Here is a 19,087-nt window from a genome sequence, read left to right on the forward strand (position 1 = left end):
ATGCTCCACAACGACCCCCGTCCGACCCGAGGAGCCCGGCCATGACCGTCGACGCCGCGCCCGCGCGCGCTCCCCGTCCGTGGCATGTCGCGATCGTCTGCGGCATGGCCTCCTACATCGATGCCGCCGCGATCGTGAGCTCCGGGATCGCCCTGGTGATCTACCAGCAGGCGATCGGTCTGACGAACGGCCAGGTGGGGATCCTCTCCGGGCTGCTCACCTTCTGCATCGCGATCGGCGCGATCACGGGCGGCCGACTGGGCGACCGGCTCGGCCGACGGCACGTCTTCATCGCGACGATGGCGATGGTGGTCCTCGGGGCCGTGCTCCTCGTCCTCGCGGGCACCTTCACCAGTCTGCTTCTGGGCACGGTGCTCGTGGGACTCGGCACCGGCGCCGACCTGCCCGTCTCGCTCGCCACGATCTCCGAGGCCGCGACCGACGCGAACCGCGGGAAGCTGCTCGGCTTCTCCCAGGTCCTGTGGACCGCGGGCATCCTGGGGACGACGGCCACCTCCGCGGTGGTGGGAGGAATGGGGCACCTGGGCGGGCAGATCATGTTCGCCATGATCGGCGTGATCGCGCTCGTGGTCCTCGCGCTGCGGCTGACGATCCCGGAGTCCCGCTCGTGGCAGGACGCCCACGCCGAGCGCCTCGCCGGGGCGGACACCGTCCGCGCCCGGCGCACCGGCCTGAGGGACCTGCTGACCGAGCGCCTCTATCTCGTGCCCTTCGCCGCGATCCTGGTGTTCTACTCGCTCACCAACATCGGCGCGAACACGGGCGGGCAGTTCGGGACCTGGATCGCGGTGAACGTCGTCGGCGTCTCGGTGCAGTTGAACTCCCTGATCAGCCTGGTGCTGTTCCCCGCCGGCTTCCTCTGGGCGTTCCTGTTCATGCGGATCGTGGACACGCCGCACCGCATGACCTGGTTCCTCGTGGGCGCCGTGGCGCTGGTGGTCTCCTACCTGCTGCCCGCCGTGCTGGGCTTCTCCCTGCCGGTCTGGATCATCATGCAGATCGTCAACGGATTCGGCGGCGGCTTCGCCTTCGAGGCCATCATGAAGGTCTGGTCCCAGGAGTCCTTCCCGACGCTCATGCGCTCGAGCGCGCAGGGCACCACGATCGCCGTGGCCCGCGTGATCGCGGCCGTCGCCGGCATCCTCACCCCGTCCCTGCTGTACGCGAATCCTCGCGCCTTCTACGCGGGGATCGCCGTGGTGGTGCTGATCGGCGTGGTCGTGGGCCATCTCGTGTTCCGATCCCGCCGCGCGAACCTCTTCGACGTCGAGGCGAAGGACCTCGGCGAGGCGCAGGAGGAGCTGATGGAGCAGGGTCTCCGCGCCGACGCTCCGGCCGGTCGCAGTTCCGGACCGCCCTGATCGCCTCTCCTCCCCGTCGTCCCGATCCCCGATCTCGATCCACCCACTCGATCCACCAGTCCACCCCGCCCGACCACCCCACCCGCGAAGGAGACCACCCCATGCCGCAGCTGACCGCCCTCCCCGACCCGATCGCCCGCGACCTCGCCGACTTCTCGATCGAGGTGCCCAGCTGGGGCTACGGGAACTCCGGCACCCGCTTCAAGGTGTTCACGACGCCCGGCACCCCGCGCGACCCGTACGAGAAGATCGCAGATGCCGCCCAGACGCACGCCTTCACCGGCGCCGCCCCGCGGGTCTCGCTGCACTACCCGTGGGACCGGGTCGAGGACTTCGGGGCACTGGCCGACTACGCCCGCGAACAGGGCGTCACCGTCGGCATGATCAACTCCAACACCTTCCAGGACGACACCTATAAGTTCGGCTCCCTCACCCACGGCGACAAGACCGTGCGCCGCCAGGCGATCGACCACCACCTCGAGTGCATCGACGTCATGCGGGCGACGGGCTCGAAGGAGCTGAAGATCTGGCTGGCCGACGGCACGAACTACGCCGGCCAGGACTCGATCCGGGAGCGCCAGGACCGCCTCGCCGAGTCCCTGCAGGAGGTCTACGGGGGCCTCGCGGACGACGAGCGCCTCGTGCTCGAGTACAAGTTCTTCGAGCCGGCGTTCTACCACACGGACGTCCCGGACTGGGGCACGAGCCTGCTGCACTGCCTCGCCCTCGGCGAGAAGGCAATGGTGGTGCTCGACACCGGCCATCATGCGCCCGGCACCAACATCGAGTTCATCGTGGCCCAGCTGCTGCGCCAGCAGCGCCTGGGCGCCTTCGACTTCAACTCCCGCAACTACGCGGACGACGACCTCATCGTGGGCGCCGCCGACCCGTTCCAGCTGGTGCGCATCCTCTTCGAGATCGTCCAGCAGGACGCCCACCGGCCGGAGTCGGGCGTGAACTTCATGCTCGACCAGTGCCACAACCTGGAGTCGAAGATCCAGGGCCAGATCCGCTCCGTGATGAACGTGCAGGAGGCCCTGGCCAAGGCGCTGCTCGTGGACCGAGAGGCCCTCGCCGACGCCCAGCGCCGCAACGACGTGCTCGAGGCGAACGGCATCCTCATGGACGCCTTCTGGACCGACGTCCGCCCGGCGCTCGCGACGTTCCGCGAGGAGCGCGGCCTGCCCGCCGACCCCTTCGCGGCGTTCCGCGCCAGCGGCTACGAGGACAAGGTCGCCGCCGAGCGCGTGGGCGGCGACCAGATGGGCTGGGGCGCCTGAGCCCTCACCCGTCGGCCGCACCGCGTCTCCCCTCCGCATCCTCGACAGGAGAATCTTCATGACCACTGCCCGCAAGACCATCGACGCGCTCCTGGAGCGTTCCCACCAGCTGGGCGCGGACCCGCGCACCACGAACTTCGCCGGTGGCAACACGTCGGCCAAGGGCACCGACACCGACCCCGTGACCGGCCAGGACGTCGACCTGCTGTGGGTCAAGGGCTCCGGCGGCGACCTCGGCACCCTGCAGGAGAAGGGCCTCGCGGTGCTGCGCCTGGACCGCGTGCGCGCGCTGCGCGACGTCTACCCCGGCGTGGAGCGCGAGGACGAGATGGTCGCGGCCTTCGACCACTGCCTGTTCGGGAAGGGCGGCGCCGCGCCCAGCATCGACACCGCGATGCACGCCCTCGTCGACGCCGCCCACGTGGACCACCTCCACCCCGACGCGGGCATCGCGATCGCGACCGCGACGGACGGCGAGCGCCTGACCCGCGAGATCTTCGGCGACGCCGTGGTGTGGGTGCCGTGGCGCCGGCCCGGCTTCCAGCTGGGCCTCGACATCGCCGCCATCAAGGAGGCGAACCCGCAGGCCATCGGCTGCATCCTGGGCGGCCACGGCATCACCGCCTGGGGCGAGAGCTCGCAGGAGGCCCAGGAGAACTCCGAGCGGATCATCCGCGAGGCCCAGGCATATCTCGAGGATCGCGGCACCGCCGATCCCTTCGGCGCGCACGATGCATCCCGCGAGGCGCTGCCCGAGGCCGAGCGCCGCGCGAAGGCCTCGGCGCTGCTCCCGGTGGTCCGCGGGCTCGCCTCGACCGATGCGCCGATGATCGGGCACTGGACCGACACCGAGGACGTCCACGAGTTCCTCGCCGGGGAGAAGCTCGGGGCCCTCGCCGAACTCGGCACGTCGTGCCCCGATCACTTCCTGCGCACGAAGGTGAAGCCGCTGGTCCTCGATCTGCCGTCGGACGCCTCGACCGAGGAGCAGGTGGCGCGCCTGCGCGAGCTGCATGCGGCCTACCGCGAGGACTACGCCGCCTACTACGCGCGCCATGCCTCGCAGGACTCCCCCGCCATGCGCGGCGCGGATCCGGCGATCGTGCTGGTCCCGGGCGTGGGCATGTTCTCCTTCGGGGCCGACGCGCAGACCGCGCGGGTGGCCGGCGAGTTCTACGTCAACGCGATCCGGGTGATGCGCGGCGCCGAGTCGGTCTCGACCTACGCCCCGATCGACGAGGCGGAGAAGTACCGCATCGAGTACTGGGCGCTCGAGGAGGCGAAGCTTCAGCGCCGTCCGAAGCCCAAGCCGCTCGCGACGCGGGTCGCGCTCGTGACCGGCGCAGGATCCGGGATCGGGAAGGCGACCGCCGAGCGGCTCGTCGCCGAGGGCGCCTGCGTGGTCATCGCAGACCTGAACCTGGAGAACGCCCAGTCCGTCGCCGAGGAGCTCGGCGGACCGGACCGCGCCGTGGCCCTGAGGGCGGACGTCTCGGACGAGGCGTCCGTGGTGCAGATGGTGGCCGACGCGGTGCTCCCCTTCGGCGGCATCGACCTGATCGTCAACAACGCCGGGCTCTCCCTCTCCAAGCCGCTGCTCGAGACGACGGCGAAGGACTGGGACCTCCAGCACGACGTGATGGCGCGCGGCAGCTTCCTGGTCTCCCGCGAGGCGGCCCGGGTGATGATCGACCAGGCCATGGGCGGGGACATCATCTACATCTCCTCGAAGAACTCCGTGTTCGCGGGGCCCAACAACATCGCCTACTCGGCGACCAAGGCCGATCAGGCCCACCAGGTGCGGCTGCTCGCGGCCGAGCTCGGCGGCCACCAGATCCGCGTCAACGGCATCAACCCCGACGGGGTGGTGCGCGGCTCGGGGATCTTCGCGGGCGGCTGGGGTGCGAGCCGCGCGAAGGTCTACGGGGTCAAGGAGGAGGAGCTGGGCGAGTTCTACGCCCAGCGCACCCTGCTCAAGCGCGAAGTGCTCCCCGCGAACGTCGCGAACGCCGTGTTCGCGCTGACCGCGGGCGACCTCTCCCACACCACCGGTCTGCACATCCCCGTCGACGCGGGGGTCGCGGCCGCCTTCCTCCGATGAGCCCGGGAGCAGAGTCCGACGGGCCGCGCCCGCGGGCAGACGGGGTCGACGGGCCGCGCCCCCGGGCAGACGGCCGCCCCCTCGCCCTGGCCGCGATCGACCTGGGCGCGACCTCGGGACGCGTGATGGTCGGCCTGCTGCGCCCGTCGCCCTACGGCACGACCGATGGCGGGGAGGGCGACAGCGACGACCCGACCGGCCGCCTCGAACTGCACGCCGCGCATCGCTTCGAGAACCGCCTCGAACGACGCGAAGACCATCTGAGCTGGGACATCGACGCCCTGTGGGAGCAGGTGCGGCAGGGGCTCACGGCCGCCGAGCATCTCGCGCGGGAGCTGGGCGCGGACGGAATCGCCTCGATCGGCGTGGATTCGTGGGCCGTCGACTACGCCCTCGTCGGGCCCGGCGGCGAGCGGATCGGCGAGGTGATCGCCTACCGCGACGATCGCACCGACGGCGCCGCGGAGAGCGTCGCCCGCCGCGTCGACGTCGGGCGGCAGTTCGCGCTGACCGGCATCGCCCAGCAGCCCTTCAACACCCTCTACCAGCTCGCGGTCGACGATCGCCTCGCGAATGCCCCCGGCGGCTCGCAGGCGCTGCTGGTCCCGGACCTGCTCTCCTTCCTGCTCACCGGCGAGCGCCGCACGGAGCTCACGAACGCCTCGACGACCGGCATGCTCGCGGCCGGCGAGAACGCCTGGTCCCCCGAGATGCTCGAGGCCGCGGGCCTGGACGAGGGGCAGTTCGCCCCTCTGATCCGCCCCGGGGAGCGCGTCGGACCGGTCCGCAGTGATCTCGCGCGCGAGCTGGGCATCGGCGAGGTGCCGGTGATCGCCGTCGGCTCCCATGACACGGCCTCGGCCGTGCTCGCCGTTCCCGCCGCGGACGACGGCCCCGTCGCCTTCATCTCCTCGGGCACCTGGTCGCTCATCGGCCTCGAGCTCGAGTCGCCCGTCCTCACCGAGAGAGCGCGCGAGGCGGGGTTCACGAACGAGCGCGGCGTCGACGAGACCTTCCGCTTCCTCAAGAACGTGACGGGGATGTGGCTGGTCAGCGAGTCGATCGCGCAGTGGGAGGAGTCCGGGGCGCGCATCGACCTCGACGACCTGCTCGCCGCCGCGGCCGCGGTCCCCGGCGACAGGTTCCGGATCGACCCGACGGATCCGTGCTTCCTCGCCCCGGGCCGAATGGCCGACCGCGTGGCCGATGCCGCCCGGGTGATCGGCGGGGACGAGGAGCGCCCGCGCACCCCGGCCCAGCTGGTGCGCTGCATCCTCGATTCCCTCGCCGAGACCTACCGGGACGAGCTGCACGCGGCGTGCCGACTGGCACGCCGGCCGCTGCCGGAGCGCCTGCACGTGGTGGGCGGCGGCAGCCGGAACCGTCTGCTGAACCAGCTCACCGCGGACGCCCTGGGCATCGAGGTCGTCGCGGGTCCGATGGAGGCGACCGCACTGGGGAACCTCACGCTGCAGGCCCGAGCCCTCGGCGCGATCCCCCACCGCCCCGGCTCGATCCGCGAGCTGGTCCGCGCGAGCGTGGAGCTGGAGGTGTTCGCGCCCGTAGACTGCGCCGGATGAGCGTCGACGAGCAGCACTCCCGGTCGCCCGTGGAGGCGATCGACCGCGCGGCTCTCCTGCTCGTCCGCCTCGCAGAGGCCGGCCCCGAGGGCGCCGCGCTCGCGGACCTCGCCGCGACGACCGGCATGCACAAGGCCACCGCGCACCGTGCGCTCCAAGCCCTGCGACTGCGGGACTTCGCAGACCAGGTCGACGGCCGCTACCGCCTTGGCCCAGTCGCTGCCCGCCTGGGCGAGGGATTCACTGCAGGGGCGAACCTGGCGCCGCAGCTGCATCCCGCTCTGGTGTCCCTGAGCGCGCGCACGCAGGAGCTCGTCCACGCCGGTGTGCTCGAGGGTGCCCATGTGCGCTACATCGACAAGGTCGAGCCGCAGCGCACGATCCGCGTCTGGTCTTCCGTGGGTGGCACCGTTCCTGCTGCGGTCTCGGCGATGGGGCGCGCGATCCTCGCCGCCGGCGACGTCGGGCGCGAGCAGGTGGAGGTGTTCACCCGCGCGGTGGATCCCGCTCTGCGCGCCGATCCCGACCACGTGTGGGAGGTCCTGGAGCAGGCTCGCGCACGCGGCTGCGCGTGGGAGATCGACGAGAACGAACCAGGCATCGGCTGCATCGGCATGCCGGTGCTGCGCGAAGGCCAGGCAGTCGCGGCGGTCTCCATCACCGCACCGGTCGAACGGATGACCCCCGAGCACCGCGAGGCGCTTCATGTCGCCATGCGCGAGGAGCTCGGGCGACTGCTGCCCGCACCCCTCATGATCCAGGGCCGATAGCCCGTTCCCGGCCAGATGCCCCGCACGTCCGCTCCGCCGCAGACCTCCGGTCGCTGACGGTTCACGCCCGGTAGCGCGTGCGGGCTCATTCCTCCGTTCTCCTTCCTCCGTGCCGGGAAGCCTCCAGTGACGTCTCGAGGGCTGCGACGTCCTCCGATGTTTTGCCCTCTCCACAGCACGCCGTTACGCTCTATGAATCGCGCGTACCGCACAACGAAACGCCTTTGCAACGATGCCAGGAGTGCCATGACCCCCGCCCCCACTGCCGCGGCCGAGCCCGCGGTGGACCGCGCCCATCTTCGCCAGGCGTCCCTCGCCGGCCTCGTCGGCACGATGCTCGAGCAGTACGACTTCGTCATCTACGGGACGGCGTCGGCGATCATCTTCAACTCGCTGTTCTTCCCCGACGTCTCCCCGGCCGTCGGGATCATCGCCGCCATGAGCGCCTACGCCGTCGGCTTCGCGGCGCGGCCGCTGGGCGGACTGTTCTTCTCCCGCTTCGGCGACCGGCTCGGTCGCAAGTGGGTGCTCGTCGCGACGCTGTTCCTCATGGGCATCGCGACCTTCGCGATCGGCTGCCTGCCCACCTATCAGCAGGCCGGGATCCTGGCGCCGATCCTGCTGGTGGTCTGCCGCATCCTCCAGGGCTTCGGCGCGGGCGCCGAGCAGGCCGGTGGCGTCACGCTCCTCGCGGAGACGGCCGGCCCGCGCCGGCGCGGCTTCTTCACCTCGACGGTCTTCGCGGGCGCGGCCCTGGGGTCCGTGCTGGGCGCGCTCGCCTGGATGGCTGCGCAGGCCCTGCCTGCCGACGCCCTGGCCTCCTGGGGCTGGCGCGCGGTGTTCTGGTCCTCGCTGATCGTCACGCTCGCCGCCTACGTGCTGCGGCGCCGGCTGCGGGAATCGCCCGTGTTCGCCGAGACCCAGAAGGCGCGGATCGGCCAGGAGTCGACCCCGATCGGGGATGTGCTGCGCCACGGGCGCGCGCCGCTGTGGCGCGTCTTCCTCATCAACATGGGCTCGAACGGCCAGAGCTACATCTATCAGGTGTTCATGGGGTCGTTCCTGGTCACCTGGCTGGGTGTCGAGGCGAAGTTCATCCCCGAGCTGCTGCTCTATGGGGCGATCGGCGCCGCGGTGGGATGCGTCCTGTTCGGCGCCGCGACCGACCGCTTCGGGCGGCGCCCGGTCATCATCGCCGTCCTCGCCTTCCTGCTCGTCTTCCCGATCCCCGCGTTCCTGCTGATCAGCACCGGACAGCCACTGTTGATCGGGGTGGTCGTGTTCATCGGCTTCGTGGTCGCCGGGTACGGGACCGTCGGCAGCCAGGGCGCGTTCTACGCGGAGATCTTCGGCGCCCGCTACCGCTACGCAGGAATCTCGCTGGCGCGCGAGTTCTCCTCCGTGCTGGGCGGGGGTGTGGCCCCACTGGTGTGCTCGGCACTGATCACCTGGGCGGCGGGCTCATGGTGGCCGGTCGCGATCTACATGATGGTGATGATCGCCCTGTCCCTCGTCGGCGCTGTCATGTCTCCGGAGACGCGCGGCCGCGACCTGCGGCTCGAGGAGGACGCGGTGCCCGTGCGGGCGTGAGGTGGACCGCTGCGCTCACCGCGCTCCTCATCCCCGCGACGATCCGCGCCTGACCAGCTCCGGGCTGAAGCGCACGTGCCGGTCCACGGCGTCGTCGCCCGCGCTGATCTTCTCCTCGAGCAGGGCGAGGGCGGTGCGGCCCATGAGTTCGGAGGGCTGGGCGATGGAGGTCAGCGGGACGACGGTGCTGCGGGCGAAGGCGATGTCGTCGTAGCCGACCATCGCGATCTCATCGGGCACGGCGATCCCGGCCTCGTAGGCGAAGGCCTGCATCATGCCGACGGCCACGAGGTCGTTCACGCAGAACACACCGTCCGGCCGGTCTTCTCGGGAGCGCTCGGCGATCTCGGAGCCGGCGGCGCGCCCGGCCAGGACGCTGAGGTCGTCGGCCTCGATGAGCTCGAGCTCGAGCCCTGCCTCCGCGGCGGCGGCCTCGGCGCCCTCGATGCGGGCCGAGACCTGGTGGAGGTCCCCGCGGGCGAAGACCATGGCGGGGCGCAGCGCACCGCCCTCGACGAGGTGGGCGACCGCCAGGCGCCCTCCCTCGACGTCGTCCACGGAGACGGTCGAGCCGCTCGCGCCCGCGCCCGCGCGCCCGTCCGCGCCTCGTTCCCCCTCGTCCTCGACCATCACCACGGGGGTGCCGCGATCGACGATCGAGCGGACCAGCTCACGGTCGGTGCCCGCGGAGGCGAGGAGGATGCCGCGCACGCGCTGCTCCTCGAAGAGGGAGAGGTAGAGCTTCTCGCGCTCGGCGCTGTTGCCCGAGCTGCCCACGATCACGGCGAGCCCGGAGTCCTCGGCAGCGGCCTCCATGCCGTGCACGAGGTCCGCGTAGAAGGGGTTCGTCGAGTCCAGGACGATCGCGCCGACGGTCCGCGAGCGGCCCATCTTCAGCAGGCGCGCGGCGTCGTTGCGCACGTAGCCGAGCTCGGCGATGGCCTGCTCGACGCGGGCCCGACGATCCGCGGAGACGATGTCGGGACGGTTCAGCACGTTCGAGACGGTGCCCACGGACACCCCGGCCGCACGGGCCACGTCCTTCATGCCGACCGGTCGCGAGTTCCCCACGGCCCAGACGCTACCCCACGGCGCGCCCGTCGGCCCGCGCCGCGACCCGCTCTTGCAACGTTTCATCAACCGTGATGGACTTGCGTCGCACCGCGCCCCGCACGGCTCCGCGGCGCTCGCGCCGCGCACTCCGCAGCCCTGACACCGTCGTCCTCCGCAGGAGCAGCCCTCATGTCCTCCGCCCCCTCCCCCGCCGACATCCTCACGGAGTCCCTCGCGATCACCGCCCCCGTGGACACCGGCCGTCTGCCGGTACTGAGCGGCGCCCTGGCCCTCGCGCAGGACGCCGATCAGGTCACCCGCGCCACCCTCCACGCGACCTCCCACGGCGTCTACGAGGCGACGCTGAACGGGCTCCCGGTGACGGACTCGCTGCTCAACCCGGGATGGACGGTCTACGAGCGGCGCCTCCAGGTCCCTGCCTTCGACGTCACTGACCTCGTCCACGAGGCCCCGATCGAGGACCCGGACGCCCCGGCGCTGTGCCTGGACGTGACCCTCGCGGGCGGGTGGTGGCGCGGCGATCTGGGCTTCGAGAACGCCGACGCGAACTACGGCGACGACCTCGCGCTGCTCGCCGTCCTCGAGGTCGTCTTCGCGGACGGCACGGTCCAGCGCCTGCGCACCGACGAGTCCTGGACCTCGCGCCTGACGGGCATCGAGCTCGCGAACATCTACCAGGGACAGCGCGAGGACCGCCGCCTCGCCCTCTCGGCCCCCGAGCCGGTGCGCGTCGTCGAGATCGACCGCTCGACCCTGATCCCGCAGGCGTCGCCGCTGATCACCCGCCACGAGACCCTCGCGCCGCAGCGGATCTGGACCTCGCCGTCGGGCCGGACGCTGCTGGACTTCGGGCAGAACCTCGTCGGCTTCCTCCGCTTCTCGGTCACCGGTCCCGCAGGCACCGAGATCACGCTGCGCCATGCGGAGGTCCTCGAGCACGAGGAGCTCGGCACCCGTCCCCTGCGCGGCGCCGAGGCGACCGACCGCATCGTCCTTTCCGGGGATCCCGAGGGCGAGTTCTTCGAGCCCACCCTCACCTTCCACGGCTTCCGCTACGCCGAGGTCACCGGCTGGCCCGGCGAGCTCACCGCGGAGGAGATCGAGGCCGTCGTGGTCGGCTCGGACATCACCCGCACCGGCTGGTTCGAGAGCTCCCACCCGGGGGTGAACCAGCTGGTGAACAACTCCGTCTGGTCGCAGCGCGGGAACTTCCTCGCTGTCCCCACGGACTGCCCGCAGCGCGACGAGCGCCTGGGCTGGACCGGCGACATCGCCGCCTTCGCCGCGACCGCCGCCTTCCAGTTCGACGTCGCCGACTTCCTGCACGCCTGGCTGCTGGACCTCGCCGCGGAGACCGAGGCGAACCCCGACGGCTGGGTCCCGTTCGTGATCCCCGACCTGCTCAAGCTCGCCCACCACGACCCCGAGGTCGAGGCCGCGGGATGGGCCGGGGCGACCGCGATCTGGGGCGACGCTGCGGTCTGGGTGCCCGAGGCCCTCTGGAATGCCTACGGCGACCTCGAGCGCCTGCGCGAGGAGTACCCGGGGATGGTGCTGCACCTGCGCAGCGTCGAGAAGGTCCTTTCCCCGAGCGGCCTGTGGGACACGGGCTTCCAGTTCGGCGACTGGCTGGACCCGGACGCCTCCCCGCACGCCCCCGCCGACGCCAAGGCCGACAAGGGCGTGGTCGCGACCGCGTGCCTCGTGCGCTCCGCGCGCTTCGCGAGCCGCGCGGCACACCTCATCGGCCGCGAGGAGGACGCCGCCTACTGGCAGGACCTCGCCAATCGCGTCCTCACCGCGTTCACCGACGCCTATGTGCACGAGGATGGCACGATCACCTCGGACTGCGCGACCGTGTACGCGCTCGCGATCTCCTTCGATCTGCTCGCGCCGCGGACCCGAGAGCGGGCCGGCGAGCGCCTGGCCGAGGTGGTGCGCGCCGCCGAGTACCGCGTCTCCACCGGCTTCGCGGGCACCCCCTTCGTGACCTGGGCGCTCTCGGAGACGGGGCACGTCGAGGACGCCTACCGCCTGCTGCTCGAGGAGGAGTGCCCCTCGTGGCTCTACCCCGTCTCGATGGGTGCGACGACGATCTGGGAGCGCTGGGACTCGATGCTCCCCGACGGCTCCATCAACCCTGGCGAGATGACGAGCTTCAACCACTACGCGCTGGGCGCGGTCGCCGACTGGATCTACCAGGTCGTCCTCGGCATCCGCGCCGCGGAGCCCGGCTACCGGCGCGTCCGCATCCAACCGGTCCCCGGCCCGGGCCTCGACTGGGCGCGCGGGGCCCTGGAGTCACCGGTCGGCCGCATCGAGGTCTTCTGGAGCAACGAGGGAGCCGACGGTCCAGCGGCCGACGGTCCGGCGGCCGACGGTCCGGCGGCCGACGGGGGCTTCCGACTCGAGGTCACGATCCCAAAAGGGATCCTCGCCCAGATCGTCCTGCCCGACGGCCGGGTCGAGGAGGTCGTGGGCGGCTCTCACACGTTCTGAGACGGCGCGGGCGGCGCAGTCGTCCCGCGCAGCACGAGCTCGGTGGGCAGGAGACGGTGCAGCGGCGCGTCGGCGTCGTCCGCTCCGCGGTCGAGCAGCGCGTCGATCGCAGCCTCACCGATCTCGGCGCGCGGCACGCGCACGGTGGTCAGCCCGGGTGCGAGCATGCCCGCGAACTCGATGTCGTCCCAGCCGATCACGCTGAGCGCGCCGGGGACGTCGACGCCGAGGGTGCGCAGGTGGTCGACGAGCCCGAGCGCCATCACGTCGTTGTAGACGAGCACCGCGCCCACGCCCGAGGCGAGCACGGCCTCGGCGGCCTGCGCGCCTCCGTCGGCCGTCGGCGGGAAGCGCCCCAGGTCCACCTGCTCCATGCCTGCCCGGCAGGACAGCGCGATCGCCCGACGCCGATCGGCGTCCGAGCGGCTCGCCTCGGGGCCGCCCACGTAGCCGATGCGCGTGTGCCCGAGCTCCGCGAGGTGCCGCACGGCCTCGCCCACTCCGGGCTCGGGATCCGCGAGCACCCCCGGGAGGCCCGGATCGGTGCGGTTGACCAGGGCGAGACGGGTGAGACCCGCGGCTTCGCGCAGGCTCGCCTCATCCATGCGGCTCGAACACAGCACGATCCCGTCGACCTGCTGGGCGAGCGTCCGCACGAGCGGCAGCTCACCCTCGGGCTCCTCCTCGGCGTCGGCCAGCAGCAGCTGCACGCCGCGCTCGCGGGCACGCGCCCGCGCCCCCTTGAGCACCGCCGGGTAGAAGGGGTTCAGCAGGTCGGGGACGACCACCCCCACCACATCGCGCCTGCCCGTGACCAGCGCGCGAGCGGTGGAGTTCGCGACGTAGCCGAGCTCCTGGGCGGCCTCGAGGATCCGCGTGCGGGTCGCCGCTCCCACCATGTCGGGGCGCTGGAAGGCGCGCGAGGCGGTCGCGACCGAGACCTGCGCCCGCGCGGCGACCTCCCGCAGCGTCGCGACCATCGGCTCCCCCTTCGTGCTCGCCCGCCCCCGTGCCGCCTCGAAGCGTCTCGGCCTCGACGTCGAGGCGGCGGCATCACCGTGCAACCGTTTCGAGGGCGGTGGGCGCACGGTCACTATATAGTCGTTCGAGCCCCGCGTTGCAAACGATTGCATCCCGGTGGGCCGCACGCCCCGGCACCCGTCCGGAACCGCCCCGGAGGCGGAGCCGGACCCGAGCCCGGAGCCCCTGCGCTCCCGTCGTCGCCATCTCGAGGAGGAGACCCCCATGACCACGCCGCTCACCCTGCACCCCCATCGCGCGCTGCCCGCGGACCCGGCGGTGCGGGACATCGCCGTGCGGATCTACGAGCAGGTCGCGGGACTCCCGCTGATCTCGATGCACGGGCACGTGGAGGCGCAGGCCTTCGCGGAGAACACACCGTTCGCCGATCCCGCCCAACTCCTGATCGTGCCCGACCACTACGTGACCCGCATGCTCGCCTCCCAGGGCATCTCCTACGACGCGCTGGGCCTCGCGCGCAGCGACGGCGGCGCGGTCGAGACCGACTCCCGGAAGATCTGGCGCACGTTCTGCGAGAACTGGAAGCTCTACCGGGGCACCCCGTCGCGCTACTGGATCGAGCACGAGCTGGTCGAGGTCTTCGACGTCCACGAGATGCCGTCGGCCGAGTCCGCGGACCGCATCTACGACCAGATCGCCGCGGTCGTCGCGAGCGACGACTTCCGTCCCCAGCAGCTCCTGGACCGCTTCGACATCGAGATCATCTCGACCACGGACCCCGCGACCTCCGACCTCGCCTTCCACGCGAGCATCGCGGAGCAGGGCCTCGGCGAGCGCGTGGTGCCGACCTTCCGTCCGGACGCGGTCTTCCAGATCGGAGGCCCCGCATGGACGCGGGAGATCGACGACCTCGCCGCGGTCTCCGGCATCGACACGGGCGACTTCTCGGGCTTCCTCGACGCGATCCGCGAGCGCCGCCGGGCCTTCGTCGCCGCCGGCGCGCGCGCCTCGGACCACGGCCACCTGCGGGCCGACACGACGCCGATGGATCCGGCCGACGCCGCGGCGCTCTATGCCCGCGTGCGCGCCGGGGAACGGCCCAGCCGCGAGGAGGCCTTCGCCTTCGAGGCCCACATGCTGTTCATGACCGCCGAGATGTCCTGCGAGGACGGCCTGGTCATGCAGATCCACCCCGGGGTGCTGCGCGATCACCACTCGGGCGTGCTGGAGACCTACGGCAAGGACAAGGGCTACGACATCCCCGTGCCCGTGGACTACGCGCGCGGCGTGCAGCCCATGCTCGACCGCTTCGGCCGCGACCCGCGCTTCCACTGCATCCTGTTCACGATCGACGAGACCGTCTACTCGCGCGAGCTCGCCCCGATCGCGGGCACCTACCCCTCGGTGCGCCTGGGCGCGCCGTGGTGGTTCCTCGACTCGCCCGACGGCATGCGCCGCTTCCGCGAGCTCGCCACGGAGACCGCCGGGTTCTTCAACATGTCCGGCTTCGTCGACGACACCCGCGCCTTCGCCTCCATCCCCGCGCGCCACGACCTCTCGCGCCGCGTGGACGCCGGCTACCTCGCGAACCTGGTCGCCGAGCACCGCCTGGGCGAGGACGAGGCCACCGAGGTCGCGATCGACCTCTCGACCACCCTCCCCCGCGCGGCCTACCCGCCCATCGCCCACTGAGCCGGCGCCGCCCGCACGGGCGGCCGCACCGCGGCCCGCCCGCACCCTCGCCACCGCACCGCTTCCTGGAGGTCAGCACCGTGAGCACCCCGTCCACCCCCGCCGCCGCGGCATCCGCCGCCGGCGCCGCCCCGTCCGCGGGCGGCCGCCTCGTCCACCTGGGCATCGGCAACTTCTCCCGCGCCCACACGTTGCCGTACACGGCGGACGCCGGCGAGGGCGCGGCCGCCTGGCGCGTCAGCGCCTTCACCGGCCGCTCCCCCGCGATCGCCGGGACGCTCGAGGCGCAGGGGAACCGCTACGGGCTCGTCGTCCGCGAGGCCGACGGCGACCAGGTGCGCCTGCTGGAAGTCCTCGACGAGGTCCGCCCCGCGTCCGACATCGAGGCCCTGCAGCGCCTGATCGCGGATCCCGAGGTCTCCGTGGTGACGCTGACGATCACCGAGAAGGGGTACGCGGCGGGCGACGACCCTGCCGTCTCCGCCCCCGCGCGCCTCGCGCTCGGCCTGCGCGCACGCCGCGAGGCCGGCGTCGAGGAGCCGATCGCCCTGGTCTCGTGCGACAACCTGCCGGGCAACGGAGAGGTGCTGCGCGAGGCGGTGCTCTCCGCGGCCGACGCGGACACCCGCGATTGGTTCGACGACCACGTGGACGTCATCTCCACGATGGTCGACCGGATCACCCCGGCTGCGAGCGCCGAGGACCAGCGGATCGTCGAGGAGGCCACGGGCTTCGCCGACCGCGCGACCGTGGTCACCGAGCCCTTCACCGAGTGGATCGTCCAGGACGCGTTCCGCGGGCGCCGCCCGGCCTGGGAGACGGCGGGCGCGCAGCTCGTCGAGGACGTCGAGGTGCACGAGAAGCGCAAGCTGCGCCTGCTCAACGGCGCCCACTCCCTCATGGCCTACGCGGGCCAGCTCGCCGGTCACGAGCGCGTGGACCAGGCGATCTCCGACCCGGCCGTGCGCGCCCTGGTCGATGCCGTCTGGGCCGACGCCCGCGCGACCCTGCCCCTGCCCGCCGCGGAGCTCGACACCTACACGGCAGCGCTCGTCGAGCGCTTCGAGAACCCGCGCATGGCCGACGCCCTGGACCGCATCGCGGCCGACGGCTCGGTGAAGCTCACGGTGCGCGCCCTGCCCGTGATCGCCGACCGCGGCGGCCCCGCGCAGGCGTCCGGCGCCCTCGCGCTCGTCGCGGCCTGGACCACCTTCGTCACCTGGCGCGTCGCCACCGGCACCGCGTTCTCGGACCCGCGGGCAGACGAGATCTCCGAGGCCGCCCGCCTCGAGGATCCGACAGCGCGCGTGCAGGCCCTGCTCGACATCGTCATCGACGGCGGCGCCCCGCAGGATCTCGTGGACGCTGTCGTCGCCGCCGAGGGGACGCTGCCCCGGGCGTGAGGCCCGGGGTCCGGGGCCCGGGCCTCAGCCCCGCAGGATCCGCAGCACCGGCACCCCGTGCAGGCCGCGGTGGACGTCCTCGAGGGCGCGATCGAGGTCCTGCAGTGCGAACCGCTCGCCGTACACCCTCCGGGACTCCTCGACCATCGGCCCCACATGCGGGTCGACGGCCGAGGCCCCGGCCGCGGTGGTCAGGACCGTCAGCCGCAGCCGGTGCGTCGTCCCCGGGCGCAGACGATCGGTGAGATCGAGGCGGTGCGGTGCCCGCCAGATGATCCCTGCCCGCTCGCCGTCGACCTCGACCACGGCGATCTCCCCCACGGGCGGGCGCACCTCCGCGCGGAAGCCCTGCGCGCCGTCCGGCCGAGGCATCGGCGCGCACGGCCCCAGGTCGAGCTCGACGCGCGCTCCGGCCGGCACCTGCTCCGCCCCGATCCGGACCTCGATCTCGTAGACGCCGCATGAGCGTTCGGGCGCCAGCTCCCCCTCCCAGCTGTGCGGCAGGGTCACCTCGCGCTCCACGTCCTCCGCGCTCGTGAAGGTCCACGGCCCCGCGAGAACGAGCTGCGCGAGCGGCTGCCCCCGCGACGCGCCGTCGACCGCCGCCACGGCACGGTGCTCGTCCTCCTCGGCCAGGCCGTCGTCGCTCCCGATCAGCACGAGCGCCTGGTACGGGTGCAGCTCGAGGGTGATCGCCCCGTCGTCGACGCCGCCCCCGACCGCGTCCCCGCCACCGGCCTCGTCCTCCGTCTCGGCCGAGGACCGATCCCCGAGTGCGCGGCGTCCGCCGTCGTCCGGATCGAGGACCTCCCAGTGCGCCCGGTGCGTGCGCGGGGTGATCTCGACGCGGCGTGCCTCGCCCCCGGTGTTCGCCACCAGGTACAGGTCCCCGTCGTCCAGCCTGCGATGCACCGTGCCGATCTCCCCGCCGTCGCCGCGGAGGGCCACGTCGGGCGGGAGAGCGGAGCGGAGGGCCGCGCCGAACTCCGCCTCGGCGACCTGCTCCTGCGCGGGGCACGCCGGCGCCTCGACGGCGATCACGGTGCCGCCTGCCGCGCGCACTGCGTCGAGCCATGCGCGCGTCGTCTCCGGCATCCGGGTCGACCGGGCGACCACGACCACGGGGTAGGCGTTCGGTGCGAGGGTCTCGAGCGCGGGGTCGTCCACCAGGTCCAAGTCCCAGCCTCCCGTGCGGATCGCCGCCGGGATCCGGGGGCCGATGAGGTCCCGCGCGGCTTTGAACAGGTCGAAGCCGCCGGAGTGGGCGGCCCGGGCGTCGTCGGCGGGCACCAGCACGGCCACGTCGGCGACCCGCTCCCCGCGCCGCAGCGCGCCGCAGAGCCGGGCGAGCGAGGCGGTGAGCTCCGGCATCGCCGGCCACCACGGACTGCGGTCGTCCAGCGCCCCGGCGGCGTAGAAGCGCCAGCCCAGCCCCGGCGCCTCGGGCGGCGAGTACGGCCAGCCGTGGCCGACGAACCGGGTGATCCCCGAGAGCAGGTGGTCGTGCGCCTCGGCCCGCAGGTCCAGCGGCGTCGCGCGGAAGGAGGGCGAGTGCACCCACGTCCACACCTCGCTCGAGACCACACCGTGCCCCAGCAGGTGCGCGGCGGAGGACGCCCAGCGGCAGGCCGTGATCTCCTTCCAGCCCGCGCCCTCCCCCTCGACGAGGTCGGCCGAGCGGTACGCGCTGAGCGTCACGGGCGGCTCGCCGTAGGCCTGGACGCGGAAGGGGACGCCGCGGTCCGCGGCCCAGTCGCGGCAGACGGCCAGGAAGTTCTCCTCGACGAGCTCGCCGAGGGTACGGCCCATGTCGATCCGCAGCTGCGCGGTGCCCGGTCCCTCGCCGCGGGCCTCCTCGGTGACGAGGCGGTGCAGCACGGGCACGGGGTCGTAGCCGCGGCGCCGCGCGAACTCCTCGGGCAGCCGCGGCGTCCAGCCCGCCTCGTACACCTCGAGGCTGTCGCAGAACACCGAACCCAGCAGCGCGGCGGGCACTGCGCCGAGCAGCGCCTCGCCCACGACGTGCAGATGGTGCCGTGTCGCGTCGGCGCTCAGGTGGTCGAGCACGGGCCCCTCTGCCCCGGCCGACGACCGTTTGACCTGCTGCCCGGTCACCTCCGACCAGGCCAGCAGCACGGTGCGCGGCCCGAGCCCGGCGGGGATCCGCAGCGCCTCGGCGTCCGTCGCCGTCGCCGTCGCAGTCGCCCTCGATACGTGCACCCACTGCGTTGGCGCCGTGCCCTCCCCGACATAGGCGCCCACGAGAACGTCGCCCGGCCAGGAGGGACGCACCGGGACGTCCAGCGGCGTTGGGGAGATCTCGCGGCGCTCCCAGCGCAGACGCCGCGAGGCGTGCTCGAGTCCGATGTGGGGTCCGCCGAACGACCACCCGCTGCCGAGCGTCACGTCCAGCCGCAGGCCGAGCTCCCGCGCCCGCTCGGCGGCGTGGCGCAGGGTCGCGAGCATCCGCGGCGAGCCGAACCGGTCCGTCGTCTCCCGCAGCGGGTGGACGAAGGCGACCTCGGCGCCGCCGAGGCCGGCGGCGGCCATGGCCTCGAGCTCGCGGTCGATCTCTCCGAGCTCCTGGTCGGGCCCGAACCACCACCAGCGCATCATCGGCCGGTCGGCGGGGTCCGGGTCCCGCCACCCGCTGCGCAGCGCGGAGACGGTGCCGGCTTCCGCGCCCGCCGTGCCTGCTCCGGTTCCCGGCCCGGCCCCGCTCATCGCGCGCTCCT

At 72.8% G+C, this 19,087-nt stretch carries 12 protein-coding genes; 9 read left to right on the plus strand and 3 right to left on the minus strand.

The features are described from left to right. The first annotated feature begins 41 nt into the window (after positions 1-41). The 6 genes from ACFQ53_RS07055 (at position 42) to ACFQ53_RS07080 (ending at position 8,703) form a co-directional block, all read left to right on the plus strand. Complete coding sequence (locus ACFQ53_RS07055) at positions 42-1,382, plus strand: MFS transporter (RefSeq protein WP_377857329.1); 1,341 nt, start codon at positions 42-44, stop codon at positions 1,380-1,382. A 101-nt stretch (positions 1,383-1,483) separates the two neighbouring features. After that, the gene (gene rhaI, locus ACFQ53_RS07060) at positions 1,484-2,662 is read left to right on the plus strand and encodes an L-rhamnose isomerase (protein ID WP_377857332.1); all 1,179 of its coding nucleotides are present in this window, start codon (positions 1,484-1,486) and stop codon (positions 2,660-2,662) included. A 58-nt stretch (positions 2,663-2,720) separates the two neighbouring features. Next, positions 2,721-4,763, plus strand: a complete 2,043-nt coding sequence (locus ACFQ53_RS07065; protein WP_377857335.1) for a bifunctional aldolase/short-chain dehydrogenase — start codon at positions 2,721-2,723, stop codon at positions 4,761-4,763. Continuing rightward, positions 4,760-6,343, plus strand: coding sequence for a rhamnulokinase family protein (locus ACFQ53_RS07070; protein ID WP_377857338.1), 1,584 nt, complete (start codon positions 4,760-4,762; stop codon positions 6,341-6,343). The genes ACFQ53_RS07065 and ACFQ53_RS07070 overlap by 4 nt, the downstream gene beginning before the upstream one ends. Next, entirely contained in the window at positions 6,340-7,113 is a 774-nt protein-coding gene (locus ACFQ53_RS07075; protein WP_377857341.1) for an IclR family transcriptional regulator, read from the plus strand. The genes ACFQ53_RS07070 and ACFQ53_RS07075 overlap by 4 nt, the downstream gene beginning before the upstream one ends. A 246-nt stretch (positions 7,114-7,359) precedes the next feature. Continuing rightward, complete coding sequence (locus tag ACFQ53_RS07080; protein ID WP_377857344.1) at positions 7,360-8,703, plus strand: MFS transporter; 1,344 nt, start codon at positions 7,360-7,362, stop codon at positions 8,701-8,703. A 27-nt stretch (positions 8,704-8,730) separates the two neighbouring features. Here the strand turns inward: ACFQ53_RS07080 and ACFQ53_RS07085 are convergent, their stop codons facing one another. After that, positions 8,731-9,774 carry a LacI family DNA-binding transcriptional regulator gene (locus tag ACFQ53_RS07085; protein ID WP_377857346.1) on the minus strand — a complete coding sequence of 348 codons (1,044 nt, stop codon included), beginning with the start codon at positions 9,772-9,774 and terminating at the stop codon, positions 8,731-8,733. A gap of 171 nt (positions 9,775-9,945) precedes the next feature. Between ACFQ53_RS07085 and ACFQ53_RS07090 the strand changes: the two genes are divergently transcribed. Next, positions 9,946-12,276: a family 78 glycoside hydrolase catalytic domain gene (locus ACFQ53_RS07090; protein ID WP_377857349.1), complete on the plus strand. Its 2,331-nt coding sequence runs from the start codon at positions 9,946-9,948 to the stop codon at positions 12,274-12,276. On the opposite strand, the gene ACFQ53_RS07095 is transcribed toward ACFQ53_RS07090, so the two are convergent. Continuing rightward, entirely contained in the window at positions 12,264-13,256 is a 993-nt protein-coding gene (locus tag ACFQ53_RS07095; protein ID WP_377857352.1) for a LacI family DNA-binding transcriptional regulator, read from the minus strand. The genes ACFQ53_RS07090 and ACFQ53_RS07095 overlap by 13 nt on opposite strands. Before the next feature lie 265 nt (positions 13,257-13,521). Between ACFQ53_RS07095 and uxaC the strand changes: the two genes are divergently transcribed. Both uxaC and ACFQ53_RS07105 read left to right on the plus strand, forming a co-directional pair. Further along, positions 13,522-14,949, plus strand: a complete 1,428-nt coding sequence (gene uxaC / locus ACFQ53_RS07100; protein WP_377857355.1) for a glucuronate isomerase — start codon at positions 13,522-13,524, stop codon at positions 14,947-14,949. 80 nt (positions 14,950-15,029) lie between these two features. Then, positions 15,030-16,352, plus strand: a complete 1,323-nt coding sequence (locus tag ACFQ53_RS07105; RefSeq protein ID WP_377857357.1) for a mannitol dehydrogenase family protein — start codon at positions 15,030-15,032, stop codon at positions 16,350-16,352. A 24-nt stretch (positions 16,353-16,376) separates the two neighbouring features. On the opposite strand, the gene ACFQ53_RS07110 is transcribed toward ACFQ53_RS07105, so the two are convergent. Then, complete coding sequence (locus ACFQ53_RS07110) at positions 16,377-19,076, minus strand: glycosyl hydrolase (RefSeq protein WP_377857360.1); 2,700 nt, start codon at positions 19,074-19,076, stop codon at positions 16,377-16,379. Positions 19,077-19,087: the final 11 nt, after the last annotated feature.

Source organism: Brachybacterium sp. NPDC056505 (genome assembly GCF_042794925.1).
GTDB classification, from domain to species: domain Bacteria; phylum Actinomycetota; class Actinomycetes; order Actinomycetales; family Dermabacteraceae; genus Brachybacterium; species Brachybacterium kimchii.